The 15,993-nt window shown below is 64.6% G+C and carries 17 protein-coding genes and 1 other RNA gene; 16 read left to right on the top strand and 2 right to left on the bottom strand.

All coding sequences use genetic code 11. From position 1 onward, the window contains the following. The first annotated feature begins 4 nt into the window (after positions 1-4). Complete coding sequence (locus tag CH289_RS25270) at positions 5-373, top strand: DUF1304 domain-containing protein (protein WP_019666041.1); 369 nt, start codon at positions 5-7, stop codon at positions 371-373. A gap of 65 nt (positions 374-438) precedes the next feature. Here the strand turns inward: CH289_RS25270 and hisN are convergent, their stop codons facing one another. Beyond that, positions 439-1,227: a histidinol-phosphatase gene (hisN, locus tag CH289_RS25265; RefSeq protein ID WP_020112077.1), complete on the bottom strand. Its 789-nt coding sequence runs from the start codon at positions 1,225-1,227 to the stop codon at positions 439-441. A 58-nt stretch (positions 1,228-1,285) separates the two neighbouring features. Further along, positions 1,286-1,777, bottom strand: a complete 492-nt coding sequence (locus tag CH289_RS25260) for a beta-class carbonic anhydrase (protein ID WP_019666039.1) — start codon at positions 1,775-1,777, stop codon at positions 1,286-1,288. A gap of 344 nt (positions 1,778-2,121) precedes the next feature. Here CH289_RS25260 and prfB point away from each other — a divergent pair, with 344 nt between their 5' ends. From prfB to CH289_RS25185, 15 genes are all read left to right on the top strand, one after another. After that, on the top strand, positions 2,122-3,234 hold the full coding sequence (gene prfB, locus CH289_RS25255) for a peptide chain release factor 2 (RefSeq protein WP_019666038.1): 1,113 nt from the start codon (positions 2,122-2,124) through the stop codon (positions 3,232-3,234). A 7-nt stretch (positions 3,235-3,241) separates the two neighbouring features. Next, the gene (locus CH289_RS25250; RefSeq protein WP_019666037.1) at positions 3,242-4,147 is read left to right on the top strand and encodes a mechanosensitive ion channel family protein; all 906 of its coding nucleotides are present in this window, start codon (positions 3,242-3,244) and stop codon (positions 4,145-4,147) included. Next, on the top strand, positions 4,144-4,617 hold the full coding sequence (locus CH289_RS25245) for a hypothetical protein (RefSeq protein ID WP_020112076.1): 474 nt from the start codon (positions 4,144-4,146) through the stop codon (positions 4,615-4,617). The genes CH289_RS25250 and CH289_RS25245 overlap by 4 nt, the downstream gene beginning before the upstream one ends. 68 nt (positions 4,618-4,685) lie before the next feature. Continuing rightward, positions 4,686-5,375, top strand: coding sequence for a cell division ATP-binding protein FtsE (ftsE, locus tag CH289_RS25240; protein ID WP_019666035.1), 690 nt, complete (start codon positions 4,686-4,688; stop codon positions 5,373-5,375). A gap of 92 nt (positions 5,376-5,467) precedes the next feature. Continuing rightward, positions 5,468-6,373, top strand: a complete 906-nt coding sequence (gene ftsX, locus CH289_RS25235; protein WP_019666034.1) for a permease-like cell division protein FtsX — start codon at positions 5,468-5,470, stop codon at positions 6,371-6,373. Between the two features lie 120 nt (positions 6,374-6,493). Next, positions 6,494-6,967 (top strand): SsrA-binding protein SmpB, encoded by a 474-nt coding sequence (gene smpB, locus CH289_RS25230; RefSeq protein ID WP_094728820.1) that lies wholly within the window; start codon positions 6,494-6,496, stop codon positions 6,965-6,967. 51 nt (positions 6,968-7,018) lie between these two features. Beyond that, complete coding sequence (locus CH289_RS25225; protein WP_080733949.1) at positions 7,019-7,870, top strand: DMT family transporter; 852 nt, start codon at positions 7,019-7,021, stop codon at positions 7,868-7,870. A 65-nt stretch (positions 7,871-7,935) separates the two neighbouring features. Beyond that, a complete protein-coding gene (locus CH289_RS25220) occupies positions 7,936-9,345 on the top strand; it encodes an NAD(P)H-binding protein (protein ID WP_033190591.1) in 1,410 nt (469 codons plus the stop codon). Between the two features lie 81 nt (positions 9,346-9,426). Next, positions 9,427-9,797, top strand: a transfer-messenger RNA (tmRNA) gene (ssrA, locus tag CH289_RS25215). Between the two features lie 126 nt (positions 9,798-9,923). After that, the gene (locus CH289_RS25210; RefSeq protein WP_230594059.1) at positions 9,924-10,586 is read left to right on the top strand and encodes an alpha/beta fold hydrolase; all 663 of its coding nucleotides are present in this window, start codon (positions 9,924-9,926) and stop codon (positions 10,584-10,586) included. After that, positions 10,583-11,839: an NAD(P)/FAD-dependent oxidoreductase gene (locus CH289_RS25205; RefSeq protein ID WP_170947472.1), complete on the top strand. Its 1,257-nt coding sequence runs from the start codon at positions 10,583-10,585 to the stop codon at positions 11,837-11,839. The genes CH289_RS25210 and CH289_RS25205 overlap by 4 nt, the downstream gene beginning before the upstream one ends. Beyond that, positions 11,830-12,570: a DUF1365 domain-containing protein gene (locus CH289_RS25200; protein WP_033190592.1), complete on the top strand. Its 741-nt coding sequence runs from the start codon at positions 11,830-11,832 to the stop codon at positions 12,568-12,570. The genes CH289_RS25205 and CH289_RS25200 overlap by 10 nt, the downstream gene beginning before the upstream one ends. Continuing rightward, positions 12,567-13,838, top strand: a complete 1,272-nt coding sequence (locus CH289_RS25195; RefSeq protein WP_020112071.1) for an SAM-dependent methyltransferase — start codon at positions 12,567-12,569, stop codon at positions 13,836-13,838. The genes CH289_RS25200 and CH289_RS25195 overlap by 4 nt, the downstream gene beginning before the upstream one ends. Then, on the top strand, positions 13,835-15,133 hold the full coding sequence (locus CH289_RS25190) for an SAM-dependent methyltransferase (RefSeq protein ID WP_020112070.1): 1,299 nt from the start codon (positions 13,835-13,837) through the stop codon (positions 15,131-15,133). The genes CH289_RS25195 and CH289_RS25190 overlap by 4 nt, the downstream gene beginning before the upstream one ends. Next, complete coding sequence (locus CH289_RS25185) at positions 15,130-15,933, top strand: DUF1295 domain-containing protein (protein WP_020112069.1); 804 nt, start codon at positions 15,130-15,132, stop codon at positions 15,931-15,933. The genes CH289_RS25190 and CH289_RS25185 overlap by 4 nt, the downstream gene beginning before the upstream one ends. The last annotated feature ends 60 nt before the right edge of the window (positions 15,934-15,993 follow it).

Below are 15,993 nucleotides of genomic sequence, written 5' to 3'. Positions count from 1 at the left end.
GAGCATGCCTGTCATCGCTTCGATCTTCGCTGCCGTCGCCGCCGCGCTGCACGTGGTCATCTTCTTCATGGAATCCGTCGCGTGGACCAAGCCCGCCGTCTGGCGCAGATTCGGAGTCGCCAGTCAGGCCGACGCCGATGTGGTCCGCCCGATGGCCTTCAATCAGGGCTTCTACAACCTGTTTCTGGCAGTGGGAATCGTGGTGGGCCTGTTCCTCGGAGGCGACGCCGGGGACGCGATCGTCGTGTTCTCGTGCCTCAGCATCGTCGGTGCCGCATTCGTGCTGGCCACCGGCGGGCGGAAGTACTTCCGCCCGGCCGTGATCCAGGGCATCACCCCGTTGTTGGCATTGCTGTTCGCAGCTTTCCTGTGAGTGGAAATGTCGCGACTTCTGGTCGCTCCGCAGGCTCCGCCCCTGGCCCTGGCCTCGATTTCCACTCACGTGCGGCGGAGCCGCGTCAGAACCTCGTCGTGCAGAAGGGCGTTGGTGGCCACTGCGCTTCCGCCGTGCGGGCCTGCGGCGCCATCGAGTGAGGAGAAGCGCCCACCTGCTTCCCGAACCAGGATGTCCAGGGGTGCCAGGTCCCACAGCGACACCTCGGGTTCGGTCGCGATGTCGAGGGTGCCCTCGGCGAGGAGGCAGTAGGAGAAGAAGTCGCCGTACCCGCGAACCCGCCACACCTCGTCCGTCAGGTCGACGAATCGATCTCGCAGCCCACGCTCCTTCCAGCCGGACAGGCTCGCGAAACTCAAACTGGCAGAGCTCAGTTCGCGAACCGACGATACTGTGATGGAACGAGGTTCGCCGCCGTCGTAGGACGTCCACGCGCCCCCGTCCTTGGACGCCCACCAGCGCCGGTTCAGCAACGGAGCACTGATCACGCCCACCACCGGAATGCCGTCTTCGAGCAACGCGACGAGCGTGGCCCAGATCGGCACACCTCGCACGAAGTTCTTGGTTCCGTCGATCGGGTCGACGACCCATTGGCGCCCGTCGAAGACAGCGTCGCCACCGAACTCTTCGCCCAGGACGGAATCGTCCGGCCGCTCGTCCTGGAGGATGGACCTCACCTTGTTCTCGACGGCGAGGTCGGCGTCGCTGACCGGGCTCAGGTCGGGTTTGTCGTCGACCACCAGGTCGAGAGCGAGAAAACGATCCCGCGTGATGACGTCGGCCCGGTCGGCGATGGACAGTGCGAGCTGCAGGTCAGCGGCAGAAAAAGTCACGCGTCAAACACTAATGCCCGGGGTGTCGGTGGCACCGTCACCCCGGGCGCTGTGCACGTCAGGCGGTGACTTCGTTCAACTTCCCGGTCGCGACGTCGAAGACGAATCCGCGCACCGAGTCGTGCTTCGTCACGAACGGGCTCTGCTCGATCCGCGCGAGCGACTGCCGCACGTCGGCGTCGAGGTCGGGGAACGCTTCGGCTGCCCAGTTGGGCTTGATGCCGATCTCGTCCTGGATGCCGTTCTTGAATTCGTCGTCGGTGAACGTCAGCATTCCGCAGTCGGTGTGGTGAATCAGAATGATCTCCTTGGTCCCGAGCAGACGCTGACTGATGGCGAGCGACCGAATCTCGTCGTCGGTGACGACGCCACCTGCGTTGCGGATGACGTGCGCCTCGCCTTCGTTCAATCCGAGAATGCGGTAGACGTCGAGACGCGCGTCCATGCATGCCACCACCGCAACGTTCTTCGACGGTGGAAGCGGGAGCGGTCCGGTGAACTGTGCCGCGTACGCCTCGTTGTTCTTCAGGTACTCGTCGGTGACCGACATCGATTCTCCTCCAGAAATTTCTGCGTGGGGTGGGGCTGCGCAGATGGCGCCGACTGTGGGCACCCCTGCGGTTGGGGTGAACCGTGGTCAGCGACAGAGACTGGCGCCGGTCCTGCAGAAATCGACGTGGAGGCGCGCAACCAACAGCAGGGGGTGCGCGGCATGGTCGCATGCGTATGTGTCGATGCCGAGAAAACTAACAGGAGATCGACGTTCGGGCCAGGGCTCGCGATCCACAGCCGTGCCTGCTCACGCCCTTGAAGGGCCCGTCGGCACCGTAGAAATCCTGCTCGTCGGGCAGCGTTGGTCGGGCGAGCGCGCCGCGGCCGGTAAACTTCGATCTCGTGCATCCTGACGTCTCCGCGGACCTGAACGAACTCGACATCACCCTCACGACGATCGAGTCGGTTCTCGACGTCGAGGAACTACGTCGCCGGATCGACGAGCTCGAACATCAGGCTGCGTCGCCGGACCTGTGGAACGACCAGGAACACGCTCAGCAGGTCACCAGTCAGCTCTCGCACGCGCAGGCCGAACTCCGCCGCGTCGAGGAACTGCGGGGGCGCCTCGACGATCTGCCGGTGCTCTACGAGCTGGCCGAAGGAGAAGAAGGCGACGCAGCAGCGTCGGCGACGGCCGATGCCGACGCCGAGCGGGCATCGCTGCGCGAGGACATCGCCGCGGCCGAGGTGCGCACGCTTCTCTCCGGTGAGTACGACCAACGTGACGCGCTCGTCAACATTCGTTCCGGTGCAGGCGGCATCGACGCCGCGGACTGGGCCGAGATGCTCATGCGCATGTACATCCGCTGGGCGGAGAAGCACGGCTACGGCGTCGAGGTCTACGACACGTCCTACGCCGAAGAGGCCGGAATCAAGAGCGCTACCTTCGCGGTGAAGGCTCCGTACACCTACGGCACGCTGTCGGTCGAGCAGGGCACCCACCGCCTCGTCAGAATCAGCCCGTTCGACAACCAGGGACGACGGCAGACCTCGTTCGCCGAGGTCGAGGTGCTTCCGGTCGTCGAGACGACCGATCACATCGAGATTCCCGAGGGTGACATCCGAGTCGACGTCTATCGGTCCAGCGGTCCGGGCGGACAGTCCGTCAACACCACGGACTCGGCCGTGCGTCTGACGCACATTCCCACAGGAATCGTCGTGACGTGTCAGAACGAGAAGTCGCAGCTGCAGAACAAGGTGTCCGCGATGCGGGTCCTCCAGGCCAAGCTGCTCGAGGTCAAGCGCAAGGAAGAGCGCGCCGAGATGGACGCCCTCAAGGGCGACGGCGGAAGTTCCTGGGGTAACCAGATGCGCTCCTACGTGCTGCATCCGTACCAGATGGTCAAGGATCTGCGCACCGAGTACGAGGTCAACAACCCCTCCACCGTGCTCGACGGCGACATCGATGGTTTCCTGGAAGCAGGAATTCGATGGCGTATGCGGGGGGACGAGTAGACACACGATGAACACAGCACTGTCGTTCTCGGTAACACCGGAGGTCCAACTCAACGGCCTCGGAATTGTGCTGTACATCCTCGGAGGACTCCTGGTCGCGCGTCTCATCACGTGGACAGGTACGCGGATCACCTCACGCATCGACTCCAACTATCAACACAGCGATGCCCTGGTGCGGTCCGAGGCAGCAAAGCATCGGCACGCACTCGCTCAGGTGATCACCTGGGTCGCTGTCACTCTCGTCTACATCCTGGTGACCATCGAGGTGCTCAGGAGGCTCGGCTTCGGCGTCGGTGGCCTCGTCGCTCCCGCGACGGTGATCGGTGCGGCACTGGGTTTCGGTGCGCAGCGGGTCGTGCAGGACATCCTGGCCGGATTCTTCATCATCACCGAACGGCAGTACGGGTTCGGTGATGTCGTGCAGATCGCCGTCAACGGCTCGGCAGAGGACGCGGAAGGCACCGTCGAGGACGTGACGCTGCGCGTCACCCGCGTTCGGAGCGTCGACGGGGAAGTCATCACTGTCCCCAACGGCCAGATCGTCAAAGCCATCAATCTCTCCAAGGACTGGGCACGCGCCGTCGTGGACGTGCCGATCCCGTCCATCGCGGACTTGAACCGGGTCAACGAGATCCTCCGCCGCGTGGGACACACGGCATTCGAGGACCGCCGTCTGCGGCCGCTGCTGCTGGACGAACCGACCGTCATGGGGGTCGAATCCATCGAGGTCGACCAGGTCAACGTGCGGCTCGTGGCTCGGACTCTTCCCGGCAAGCAGTTCCAGGTCGGCCGGGAACTACGTGTTCGGGTGGCAGCAGCGCTGCAGCCCGAGGGCATCAGCGTCAGCCCGGACGTGTCGACCGCAGGAGTCGCACCGGACGGCGCCCGCCGGGATCGCGAGGAGGAGCTGTGACCGAACCTCGACCGGACACGGACACCGACGCGCAGCCGCGTAACTGGAGAAGCTGGAGAATTCCGAACCGCATTCGTGGCGTGCGGACGTCGACGCTGTTCTTCGGTGTCTGCTTCGTACTGACCGGACTGCTGTACGTACAGGTGGACGAGGTCGTCACCGCGCAGCGAGAAGACGTTCAAGGACCGACGGCGGTCGACCCGGGGAGCTACCCGACGCAGGCGCCGCAACAGACGTACCAGCCGACGTACACGTCAACTCCTTCTCCGACCACCACGGTCGATCCGTCCGCCACCGACGAGCAGTCCGGCGCGCCCGGGGTGTCAGGTGACCCCGGATCGCCCACAGGGCAGACCGGTACGTCGGCAACGCAGGATCCGACGTACCTGCCGGGGCTGACGGTGCCGCCGCAACTGCGGTCCCTGCTACCCCCTGCTCCGCAGGCCCCGACGGCCACCGGATCTCCCTAGGATTCCTCAGGCAACACACATGTCGAGCCGAGTCGGTTACCGGTAGGTAAGGGCTACACTGGCGACCCGTGATCAGCACCTCGAATGTCTCCAAGTCCTACAAGACATCCACCAGGCCGGCGTTGGACGACGTCACGGTGTCGGTGGACAAGGGCGACTTCGTGTTTCTCATCGGACCGTCGGGATCCGGGAAGTCGACGTTCATGCGCCTTCTCCTGAAGGAGGAGACACCCACCTCCGGCGACATCCACGTCGCGGACTTCCACGTGAACCGGTTGTCCTCGCGGCGCGTGCCGAAGCTCAGACAGAGCATGGGGTGCGTGTTCCAGGACTTCCGTCTGTTGCAGCAGAAGACGGTCGTGGAGAACGTGGCCTTCGCGCTCGAGGTCATCGGCAAGCCGCGATCGATGATCAAGCGGACGGTGCCCGAGGTCCTGGATCTGGTCGGGCTCGGCGGCAAGTCGGATCGACTGCCCACGGAGCTGTCCGGTGGTGAGCAACAGCGCGTCGCCATCGCCCGGGCCTTCGTGAACCGCCCACTGGTGCTGCTGGCCGACGAACCGACGGGAAACCTCGATCCGGACACGAGCCAGGACATCATGATGCTGCTCGAGCGGATCAACAGGACCGGAACGACGGTGCTGATGGCGACCCACGACAACCACATCGTCGACTCGATGCGTCGGCGGGTCATCGAACTGGACAACGGCAGAGTGGTGCGTGACGAGGCCCGAGGGGTCTACGGCGTCGGTAGGTAGTACGCCGCCGCACTTCTGCCGCCACGACTACAGACATCGACGACTACAGACATCGACGACTGCAGACACCACCGAAGGGCCCGGATTCCCCGATGCGCGCAAGTTTCATTTTCAGCGAAGTCCTGACCGGACTTCGCCGCAACATCACCATGACCATCGCCATGATTCTGACGACGGCCATTTCGCTCGGCCTGTTCGGAGGCGGACTGCTCGTGGTGCAGATGGCGGGCAAGACGCAGCAGATCTTCCTGGACCGCGTCGAAGTACAGATCTTCCTCACCGACGACATCTCGGCGACCGATCCGGACTGCGCGGAATCCACGTGCTCCACGTTGCGCAGCGAACTCGAGCAGACACCGTCCGTGGTGTCGGTTCAGTACCTCAACCGCGACGACGCAGTCAAAGATGCGACCGAGCGCGTGTTCAAGGATCAACCGGAACTCGCGGAGCTGGTCAGCCCGGACAGCTTCCCGGCCTCTTTCAAGGTCAAGCTCAGTGATCCCGAACGCTTCGGCGTCATCAACGACAACTTCGCCGGTCAGCCGGGAGTGCAGAGCGTGCTCAACCAGCGAGACCTGGTCGAGCGTCTGTTCAGTGTGCTCAACGGTGTACGCAACGCAGCATTCGCCATCGCGATCGTTCAAGCCGTGGCCGCGGTTCTGTTGATCGCGAACATGGTTCAGATCGCGGCGTTCACCCGCCGCACCGAGGTGGGAATCATGCGACTCGTCGGTGCAACCAGGTGGTACACCCAGCTGCCCTTCCTGCTCGAAGCCGTGGTGGCTGCGCTGATCGGATCCGGGCTCGCGATTGCGGGGCTGTTCACCGCGAAGAACCTCTTCATCGACGACGTGTTGTCGGAGGTGTACGACGCCAACATTCTCGCCCGAATCTCCAACAGCGACGTTCTGCTCGTCTCTCCGTTCCTGGCGCTCGTCGGCATCGGTATGGCGTCGGTCACCGCGTACATCACGTTGCGGTTGTACGTCCGCGAGTAGGTTCCCGATTCGGCCGAGTCCATCCGGAAGAAAAGTGCTTGCGACACGGTTCTATGCTGGAGCGGACAGCGCAGAGAGCGCGTACGCACGGACGAACAGCGCTCGAGAAAGGGCCCTGAAGTGAAAGAGAAGGGCCGCAAGGCCATTGCGACGAACCGCAAGGCGCGCCACCACTACTCGATTCTCGACGTCTACGAGGCCGGTATCGCGCTCGTGGGCACCGAGGTGAAGAGCCTGCGTGAAGGCAAAGCGTCGCTTGCGGACTCGTTCGCGACGGTCGACGACGGCGAGATCTGGTTGCGCGGGCTGCACATCCCCGAGTACACGCAGGGGAGTTGGACCAACCATGCGCCCAGACGCACCCGAAAACTGTTGCTGCACAAGCGCGAGATCGAGCGACTCGTCGGGAAGACGAAAGAAGGGTCGCGGACCCTCGTACCGTTGTCGATGTACTTTTCCGACGGCAAGGTCAAGGTCGAACTTGCCCTCGCGAAGGGTAAGCAGGACTACGACAAGCGCCAGGACCTGGCCCGTCGCACCGCCGAGCGTGAAGTGACCAGGGAACTCGGCCGCCGCATCAAGGGTATGCGGTGAGGGGGTATGCGGTGAGGGGCGAGCGGTGAGGGGTTCGCGCTGACCGCGATCCTGCTCGCACTCGTCGCCGCGGTGGGATACGGCGTCAGCGATTTCGTCGGGGGTGTGGCGTCCCGTCGGGTGGCGGCCCTGCGAGTGGTGATCGTCTCCTACCCGTTCTCGTTGGTGATCGTGCTGATCGTGGCGCCGTTCGTCGGGGGCCAGATCTCTTTGGTGCCCATTCTGTGGGGCTTGGCGTCGGGAGTGGCAGGTGGCCTGGCCGTCTGGTGGTTCTACCTCGCGCTCGCGTCAGGCCCGATGGCGGTCGTGTCTCCGCTGACCGCCGTGCTGGTGGCGGGCATACCCGTCGTCGCCGGATTCGCGATCGGGGAGCGTCCGGGTGCGCTCGCATTCGTGGGTATCGCATTGGCGTTGATCGCGGTTCTCCTCGTCAGCAAGGAGTCTCCCGACGACACGACGGGTGAAGTAGCCGGTGGTCGCGAGATGAAATTCACCCCGACGGTGGCGTGGTTGACCGTCGGATCGGGTGTCACGTTCGCGCTCGCGTTCATCTGCCTCCATCAGATCGGCGACGGATCGGGATTGTGGCCGCTGGCGGCATCTCGCGCGTCGGCGACGGCGGTGGTGTGGTGTGTTGCGCTCGCCTCCGGTCATTTCGCGCTGCCGCACGGCAGTGTGCTGAAGCTCGCTGCGTTCGTCGGCATTCTCGACGTCGTGGCGAACGCCGCCCTGCTCTACGCGTACCAGGGTGGGTTGCTGTCCTTGGTCAGTGTCATCGCATCGCTGTATCCCGCGGCGACCGTGCTCCTGGCGATGGTCATGCTCGGCGAGCGTGTCGGCAGACTGCAGCAGGTTGGGATGGTCGTCGCTCTCGGCGCGGTGGGTCTGATCGCCCTGGGTTGATCGGCCGACGTCGACGGGCCAGGTGAGATCGGGTTGAGATACCCCCGCGGGGGTATCGATAGACGATGAACGCCAACAGCAGCCCCGATGCCCGCCGTGTCCTCGTCACCGGAGCGACCGGTTACCTCGGCGGCAGGCTCGCTCCGCGACTTCTGGACGCGGGATTCACGGTTCGGGTGTTGGCCCGCACCCCCGACAAGCTCCAGGGAGTGCCGTGGGCGGACGACGTCGAGATCGCCCAGGGAGATCTGGGTGACCGCGATTCGCTGAAGAAGGCGTTCGCCGACGTCGATGTCGTCTACTACCTCGTGCACTCGATGGGTTCCGGCGGCGGCGACTTCAAGAAGACCGAGCGTGAGAGCGCCGAGAACGTCGCTGCGGTCGCCGCGGAGGCCGGAGTGTCGAGGATCGTCTATCTCGGCGGGCTGCACCCCCAGTCGGGGGAGCTTTCCGAGCACCTGGAATCGCGCGCCGAGGTCGGCACGATTCTGTGCGAGTCCGAAGTGCCGACCTTCGTCCTCCAGGCCGGAGTGGTCATCGGTGCGGGATCGGCGTCGTTCGAGATGATTCGCCACCTCACCAACAGGCTGCCGGTCATGACGACACCGCGCTGGGTCCACAACAAGATTCAGCCGATCGCAGTGCGCGACATCTTGCACTACCTCCTCGGAGCTGCGGACGCGGACCTTCCCGAGAGCAGGACCTACGACGTCGGCGGCCCGGACGTGATGGAGTACGGCGAGATGATGAACATCTACGCGGACGTTGCAGGGCTCCGTAAGCGCCAGATGGTGGTACTGCCGGTTCTCACCCCGCGGCTGGCCGGCCATTGGATCGGTCTGGTGACCCCGATTCCGAGGGGACTGGCGATGCCGCTCATCGAATCACTGCAGTTCGACGCGGTGGCCCACGAAACCGATATCGACGCCGTCGTCGAACGACCGGAGGGTGGTCTGACGCCGTACCGCGATGCGGTTCGGCTGGCTCTACGCACCATCGACGACGGCGAGTCGGAGTCGACGTGGACGTCGACCGTGTCGGCCCCGTCGGATCCTCTTCCTTCCGACCCCGATTGGGCGGGAGAAACCGTCTTCACCGACGTGCGCAGCGTCTACCTCGGGAGCGGGGCCGACGAGATCCGCAGCCGTGTGGGCAAGGCCGTAGCAGCAGGCAGCGCCGAGAACTGGCAGATCGAGCGCGGTGCGTCGGACGGCGGTGCGTCGGACGGCAGTGATTCGGACGGCAGTGATTCGGACGGTGACATCAGGCTACGTTCCACTGCTACGTTGCCCGGGAACGCGTGGATGCAGTATTCGGTGGTGTCTGCAGGCGGGGGAACGCGGCTCGAGCAACGCATCGACTTCTTTCCTCGCGGCCTCGCAGGCCGCGCCTTCTGGTACGGATCGCTGCCCGCCCGCAAGGTGATCGCAGGGCGTCAGTTGCAACGCGTCGTTGCCCTGGTCGACCGCGCATAGTGACGCGCGCCGTATATCGGGATGATTCTGTCCGGGGGACGCGTTACACTGACAAGCCCCGGCAGAGTGCTGGGGACGTACGGGGCTGAACGGTTTCGACTCTGTATGTTGAGTCAGGGGAAGCGTGTCGGTGCAGGCGAGAGACCACCGTAAGCGTCATCGCAAACATATAAGCGCCGATTCCAATCAGCGCGACTACGCACTCGCTGCCTAAGTAGCGACTGCGTGTCTGTCAGTCCGGGTTCGCCCTCGACCCGGGTACTGGCATCAGCTAGAGGGCTTACCGATTCACTCGGCCACGGAGTGATGAGGAACATCAAACAGTGGCTGGGATCGTCATCCTGGCTTGTTTGCGAGATCAGGAGATCCAAGTAGAGGCATAGCAGACTGCACACGGAGAAGCCCTGGTGATACAGCGGAGGACCCGGGTTCGATTCCCGGCAGCTCCACCGAGACCGGGTCGGAAAGCACACGCTTTCCGACCCGGTTTTTTCTTGCCCGAAGCCTGTAATTCACCTCACAATCGCCTGGCATCGCAAGAATCCAACCCGTGGCAGCGATGGTGTCGAATAGTGATCATGAGCAAGATCGCCACGCCGAAGTTGTGGTCCGGCCCCAGTCCGCGCGGCACTGTCCGCGCCGTCGTCCTCGTCCTGCACGGAGGCAAAGTGGACAGCCACGCGCCCAGTAGGCCCTGGCATCTGTCGGGACTGCGCATGTGGCAGTTCACGTGGGCGCTGCGGCGTGCCGGCCGAGCCGATGGCGTAGCAGTACACCAACTGCAGTACCGGTTCCGCGGATGGAACGGTGTCGAACGCAGCCCCGTTCGTGACGCCCGGTGGGCGTTGCTACGGATTCGAGACGAGCACCCCGGTGTGCCGGTGGTGGTCGTCGGGCACTCGATGGGCGGGCGGACGGCAGCCGCCGTCGGCCACGATCCGGGGGTCCTGGGCCTCGTGGCGCTCGCGCCGTGGTGGCCCGACGGCGACGAGCTGGCGAACATCCAGTCCGACCGGTCGGTGCGGGTCCTCCACGGGCGCGACGACAGTTGGACGGATCCGCGAAAGTCGTCGGCTGAAGTCGAGTCCGCACGCAGGCGGGGTGTCGATGCGACGTTCGTGGACATGGACGGCGGTCACTTCATGATTCGAAAGTCCCGCACATGGGTAGAGAGAACGACGAAATTCGCGATGGACATCATCGCGCGTGTCCCCTCTGAAGAAAACGGAGTGTCGTCGTGACGCGTCGGCGTGTGGCGGTCGTAGGTAGTGGTGTCGCGGGTTTGACTGCGGCGTACGTGTTGTCGAAGTCCGCGCACGTGACTCTGTACGAGGCCGACGACAGGCTCGGCGGTCATGCCGATACACATGATGTCGACGGTGTGGGCGTCGACACCGGCTTCATCGTCCACAACGACCGGACGTATCCGACTCTGCTCCGTCTCTTCGCCGAGTTGAACGTGCCCACGCAGGAATCCGACATGAGCATGTCGATTCGGTGCGACGGTTGTGGCCTCGAATACTCCGGTGGCCAGGGGGTCCGAGGGATTCTTCCATCGGTACGGACGTTCGCCCGCCCTCGGTATCTGAAGATGCTGCGCGAAATCACGCGATTCCACCGGACCGCGACGGAGTTGCTGCGAGAGACCGACAGCACTGTCTCCGACGAAACTCTGGCCGATTTCCTCGGTCGCACGCGCTTCTCCGAATACTTCACCGCGCATTTCATGGCTCCACTCGTCTCGGCGGTGTGGTCGTGTGATCCGGGCACGGCCCTGAACTATCCGGCGCGATATCTGTTCACCTTTCTCGAACACCACGGCATGCTCAGCGTGACGGGCTCTCCGGTCTGGCGCACGGTGACCGGCGGCTCGGCGCGCTACGTCGAGCGCGTCGCCGCGCACATCGACGAGATCCGCACGAGTACAGCGGTACACGCGGTGTACCGACACGTCGACGGAGTCGACATCCGCGATTCTCGCGACGTGCTGGAACGCTACGACGCCGTCGTCATCGCGGTACATCCCCACCAGGCGCTGAAGATGCTCGCCGACCCCACCGCGCTCGAGCACTCGGTGCTCGGGTCGATGCCGTACTCCATCAATCACACTCAGCTCCACACCGACGAGGCGGTACTTCCGGCGACGCCGAGGGCGCGGGCGTCGTGGAACTACCGAATTCCGGAATGCGGCGCGCAGCCGGACAGCGTTCTCGTCAGCTACGACATGACGAGACTGCAGAGGCTGGCAGGCTCGCAGCGATTCCTGGTGACACTCGGTGGATCTCACGTCGTCGACCCGTCGACCGTTCTCGACGAGATGACGTACGAGCACCCGCAGTACACGCCCGCGTCGCTCGAAGCTCAACGCAGGCTCCCGGAATTGAACACCGACACTGTGGCTTTCGCGGGTGCGTACCACGGTTGGGGCTTTCACGAGGACGGTGCGGAATCAGGTCGGGTGGCTGCCGAACGTGTGGGCGGGCAGTGGACGTGACGCACGCCAACGCCATCTTCTCGACGACCATCGTGCACGTGCGCACGGCGCCGATACGAAACAAGTTTCGCTACCGCAGTTACAGTTGGTTCGTCGACCTCGACCGTCTGCCCGCGTTTCCGCGGTGGATCCGGCCACTCGCGACGTTCCACGCGAGCGATCACATCGGTGACCCCTCGAAGTCCATCCGGCAGAACATCGACGCGTTTCTGGCGGACCAGGGCATCGACCTCGGCGGCGGACGGATCACGATGCTCGCCAGCGCCCGAGTGCTCGGACACACGTTCAACCCGCTCAGCGTCTTCTGGTGTCACGACCGGGAGGACAGGCTCGTGTGCGTCGTCGCTGAAGTCCACAACACCTACGGTGAGCGATACGCCTATCTGCTGCACACCGACGACGTGGGCGCGGCGCGAGCACGTAAAGAGTTCTACGTCTCTCCGTTCAACGATGTCAGTGGCGAATACCGGATGAAACTACCCGAGCCGGACTCGACGCTGGCGCTCTCCATCGTTCTCGAACGCGAAGGCGCACCGCCCTTTGTGGCGAGCGTGACCGGGCACCGAAGGCCTGCCACCACTCGATCGGTGCTGGCATCGGCAGTTTCGGTTCCGCTCGCGCCCGCGCGTGTGGTGGCACAGATTCGCTGGCAAGGAATTCGGCTGTGGGCGAGGGGTCTACCGATCGTTCCACGTCCGAAAGCACCCGCTGTACGAAAGGCAACACGATGACAACCGTCGTTCGATCGAAGTCCGACGTGGACACACACAATTGGCCAGGCATCGCTTTCGTGCCGGCAGGGACGAAGGCAAAGGTCGCCGCGCCGGTCGCCGACTTCCTGTTTCGCCGCGCAGTGGGAACGCTGCCACTTCGGGCTCGCTTCGCCGACGGCAGCGTGATCGGTGGCGGCGGCCCCGAATCCCCGGTGATGCATATCGTGCGGCCCGCCGACTTCGCTGCGCGAGTAGGCCAGAGCGGACTCATCGGGTTCGGTGAGGCGTACATGGCAGGGGACTGGGACGCGGAAGACCTGACCGCGGTACTCGAAGTGTTCGCCACTCGGATGGCAACGTTGATTCCGAGATCGCTGCAGCGTCTCCGCGGCCTGTACGTGCCGAAACCCCCACGTGCGGAGCGGAACACGACCGACAACACTCGCTCCAACATCTCGCGACACTACGACCTGTCCAACGACCTGTTCGAACTGTTCCTCGACGAGACCATGACCTACTCGAGCGCGCTGTTCGCGTCCGGGGGCACCCGTGAGGACGGCGAACCGCTCGCGGAAGCGCAGCGACGCAAGATCGACAGGTTGCTCGACCGCGCCCGCGTCGGAGAAGGAAGCCGCGTACTGGAAATCGGCACGGGCTGGGGTGAACTGGCCATCCGTGCGGCGGCGCGGGGGGCGACGGTGCGCTCGGTGACGTTGTCCACCGAGCAGCAGGAACTCGCCTGCAAGCGTATCGCCGACGCCGGGTACTCGGAACGGGTCCAGGTCGACCTACTCGATTACCGCATGGTCGACGGCGAATACGACGCGGTGGTGTCGGTCGAGATGATCGAGGCGGTCGGACACGAATACTGGGGTACGTACTTTCGGACCATCGACAGGGTTCTCGCGCCCGGTGGGAGAGTGGCGATCCAGGCGATCACGATGCCGCACGATCGGATGCTGGCCACCCGGAACACCTACACCTGGGTGCACAAGTACATCTTCCCCGGTGGGTTCCTGCCATCGCTGCGCGCGATCGACGAGGTCACCGAGAGTCACACGACTCTCCGTGTGCGCGAGCGATTGTCGATGGGCGACCATTACGCACGGACCCTGCGGAGGTGGGACGAGGAGTTCACCGCCCGCCGCGCCGAGACGTCGGAGTTGGGGTTCGATCGGACATTCGACCGAATGTGGCACTTCTATCTGTGCTACTCGGAAGCGGGCTTCCGCTCCGGGTATCTCGATGTGCAGCAGATCGTTCTGGACCGTAGGGGAGACAGATGAGCACCGCTGGAGTTGCACCGCGTATCGCGGAGTTGGTGGCGCCCTATGTCGGAGGGAATCTGCCGGTGCGCTTGCACGCATGGGACGGCAGTGTCGCCGGGACCGTCGGCGCCCCCGACGTACACCTGAAGTCGCCGAACGTTCTGCGGCGACTGCTGTGGAACCCGGGGGAGTTGGGTGCGGCGCAGTCCTACGTACTGGACGAACTCGACGTCGACGGTGACCTCGGAGCTGCCCTCGCCCACGTGTGGAGCGAAGTTCGAGCGAGGAAGCTGTCGGCCGTTCGTCCGTCACCCGCGGCGCTGCTGAAGCTCGCCAAGTTGGCCCGTGAACTCGGAGTGTTCGGTCGTCCTCTCGCCCCGCCTGCGTCGCAGGCGGTCGTCAAGGGCAGGCTGCATTCGCTGGTGCGGGACCGCGCCGCGATCAGCCACCACTACGACCTGTCGAACGACTTCTACGAACTGGTGCTCGATTCCCACATGGCGTACTCGTCGGGGTACTGGACGTCCACCGCACCCACGTACACCCTCGACGACGCACAGACGGACAAGCTCGACCTCGTGTGCCGCAAGATCGGCCTGGACACCGCTCCCGGTCAGCGGTTCCTCGACGTGGGCTGCGGTTGGGGTTCGTTGAGTCTGCACGCGGCACAGGAATACGGCGCCCACGTCGTCGGCGTCACGATCTCGCGTGAGCAGAAGGCGTTCATCGACAAGCGAATTGCCGACCGAGGACTACAGGACCGCGTCGAGATCAGGATCCAGGACTACCGCGAGATCCCCGACGGTCCGTTCGACGCGGTCGCGTCCATCGAGATGGGCGAGCACGTGGGTGAGTCGAACTACCCCACGTACACCGCTGCGTTGCACCGCAACGTGCGGCCGGGCGGGCGGGTGTTGATCCAGCAGATGTCCCGCAAAGAAGGTGACAATCCGGGCGGAGGTGCGTTCATCGAGCAGTTCATCGCTCCGGACATGTACATGCGTCCCGTCGGTCGGACCGTCGCGATGATCGAGGAAGCCGGACTCGAAGTGCGCGACGTCCATGCGATGCGTGAGCACTACGTGCGAACGGTGGACGTGTGGACCGAGCGATTCGAGGCGCGCTGGGACGACGTCGTCGAGCTCGTCGGAGAGGAGGTCGCACGCGTCTGGCGGCTGTATCTCGTCGGCGGAGGCATGGCGTTCCGCGAGGGCCGAATGGGCGTCGACCAGATACTGTCGGTGCGCCCCGGACCCGACGGGCAGGTCGACTTCGATCCCGTTCGACCTGTCTGGGTAGGTACCGAACCGTGAATGCATTCGATCGGTCCGAGTTCCTGACAGTGTCCGGCTCCGCGCTGCTCGCCACCGCCGTTCTGATGATCGTCACCGCACTCGTCGGCAGCAGGATCGGGCGGCACAGCGTCGTCGACGTGACGTGGGGGGGAGGTTTCGTCCTCATCGCGCTCGTGTCGGGCGTGGTCGGAACCGGGGAGGGATGGCGCCGGCTGCTGGTGACGGTCATCGTCGCGGTATGGGGACTGCGCTTGGCGTGGCACGTGTTTCGCCGGTCGATCGGCAGCGGCGAGGACCCGCGGTACGAGGAGTTGCTGTCGAAGGCCACGGGAAACCGTACTCTCTACGCCCTCCGGAAGATCTACCTGACGCAGGGGGTGGCCCTGTGGTTCGTCTCGCTGCCCATCCAGGTCTCCGCCGTCGCGCAGTCCTCCGTGCCGGTGACGGTCGTTCTCGGCGTGCTGCTGTGGGCTGCCGGCCTGACATTCGAAGCCCTCGGTGACGCGCAGTTGAGAGCGTTCAAGGCGGACCCGTCGAACAAGGGCAGGATCATGGACCGCGGTCTGTGGTCGTGGACGCGGCACCCCAACTACTTCGGTGACGCCTGTGTGTGGTGGGGGATCTTCCTCGTCGCGGCGTCGGCGTGGCCCGGGGTGCTCACGGTCCTCTCACCCGTTGCGATGACCTATTTCCTCGTGTTCGCGACGGGTGCGCGTCTGCTGGAACGCTCCATGGAACGACGCCCGGGATACGCCGACTACCAGCGTCGCACGAGTTACTTCCTGCCTCGCCCTCCGAAATCACCCCGCACTTCCTAGCCGCGCCCCGCCGCGTTCTCGGTCAGCGATTAGAGTCGAACTGGCCGGCACAGGGTGAGA

Source organism: Rhodococcus sp. RS1C4 (assembly GCF_002258225.1).
Classification (GTDB): Bacteria; Actinomycetota; Actinomycetes; order Mycobacteriales; family Mycobacteriaceae; genus Rhodococcoides; species Rhodococcoides fascians_E.
This window is presented reverse-complemented; position numbering and strand designations above follow the sequence as displayed.

Excerpts from the sequence above, each read along its gene's own strand:
- CH289_RS25270 (WP_019666041.1), top strand. The coding sequence starts at position 5 with ATGCCTGTCATCGCTTCGATCTTCGCTGCCGTCGCCGCCGCGCTGCAC.
- CH289_RS25260 (WP_019666039.1), bottom strand. The coding sequence starts at position 1,777 with ATGTCGGTCACCGACGAGTACCTGAAGAACAACGAGGCGTACGCGGCA.
- CH289_RS25250 (WP_019666037.1), top strand. The coding sequence starts at position 3,242 with ATGAACACAGCACTGTCGTTCTCGGTAACACCGGAGGTCCAACTCAAC.
- ftsX (WP_019666034.1), top strand. The coding sequence starts at position 5,468 with ATGCGCGCAAGTTTCATTTTCAGCGAAGTCCTGACCGGACTTCGCCGC.
- CH289_RS25220 (WP_033190591.1), top strand. The coding sequence starts at position 7,936 with ATGAACGCCAACAGCAGCCCCGATGCCCGCCGTGTCCTCGTCACCGGA.
- CH289_RS25210 (WP_230594059.1), top strand. The coding sequence starts at position 9,924 with ATGAGCAAGATCGCCACGCCGAAGTTGTGGTCCGGCCCCAGTCCGCGC.
- CH289_RS25195 (WP_020112071.1), top strand. The coding sequence starts at position 12,567 with ATGACAACCGTCGTTCGATCGAAGTCCGACGTGGACACACACAATTGG.
- CH289_RS25190 (WP_020112070.1), top strand. The coding sequence starts at position 13,835 with ATGAGCACCGCTGGAGTTGCACCGCGTATCGCGGAGTTGGTGGCGCCC.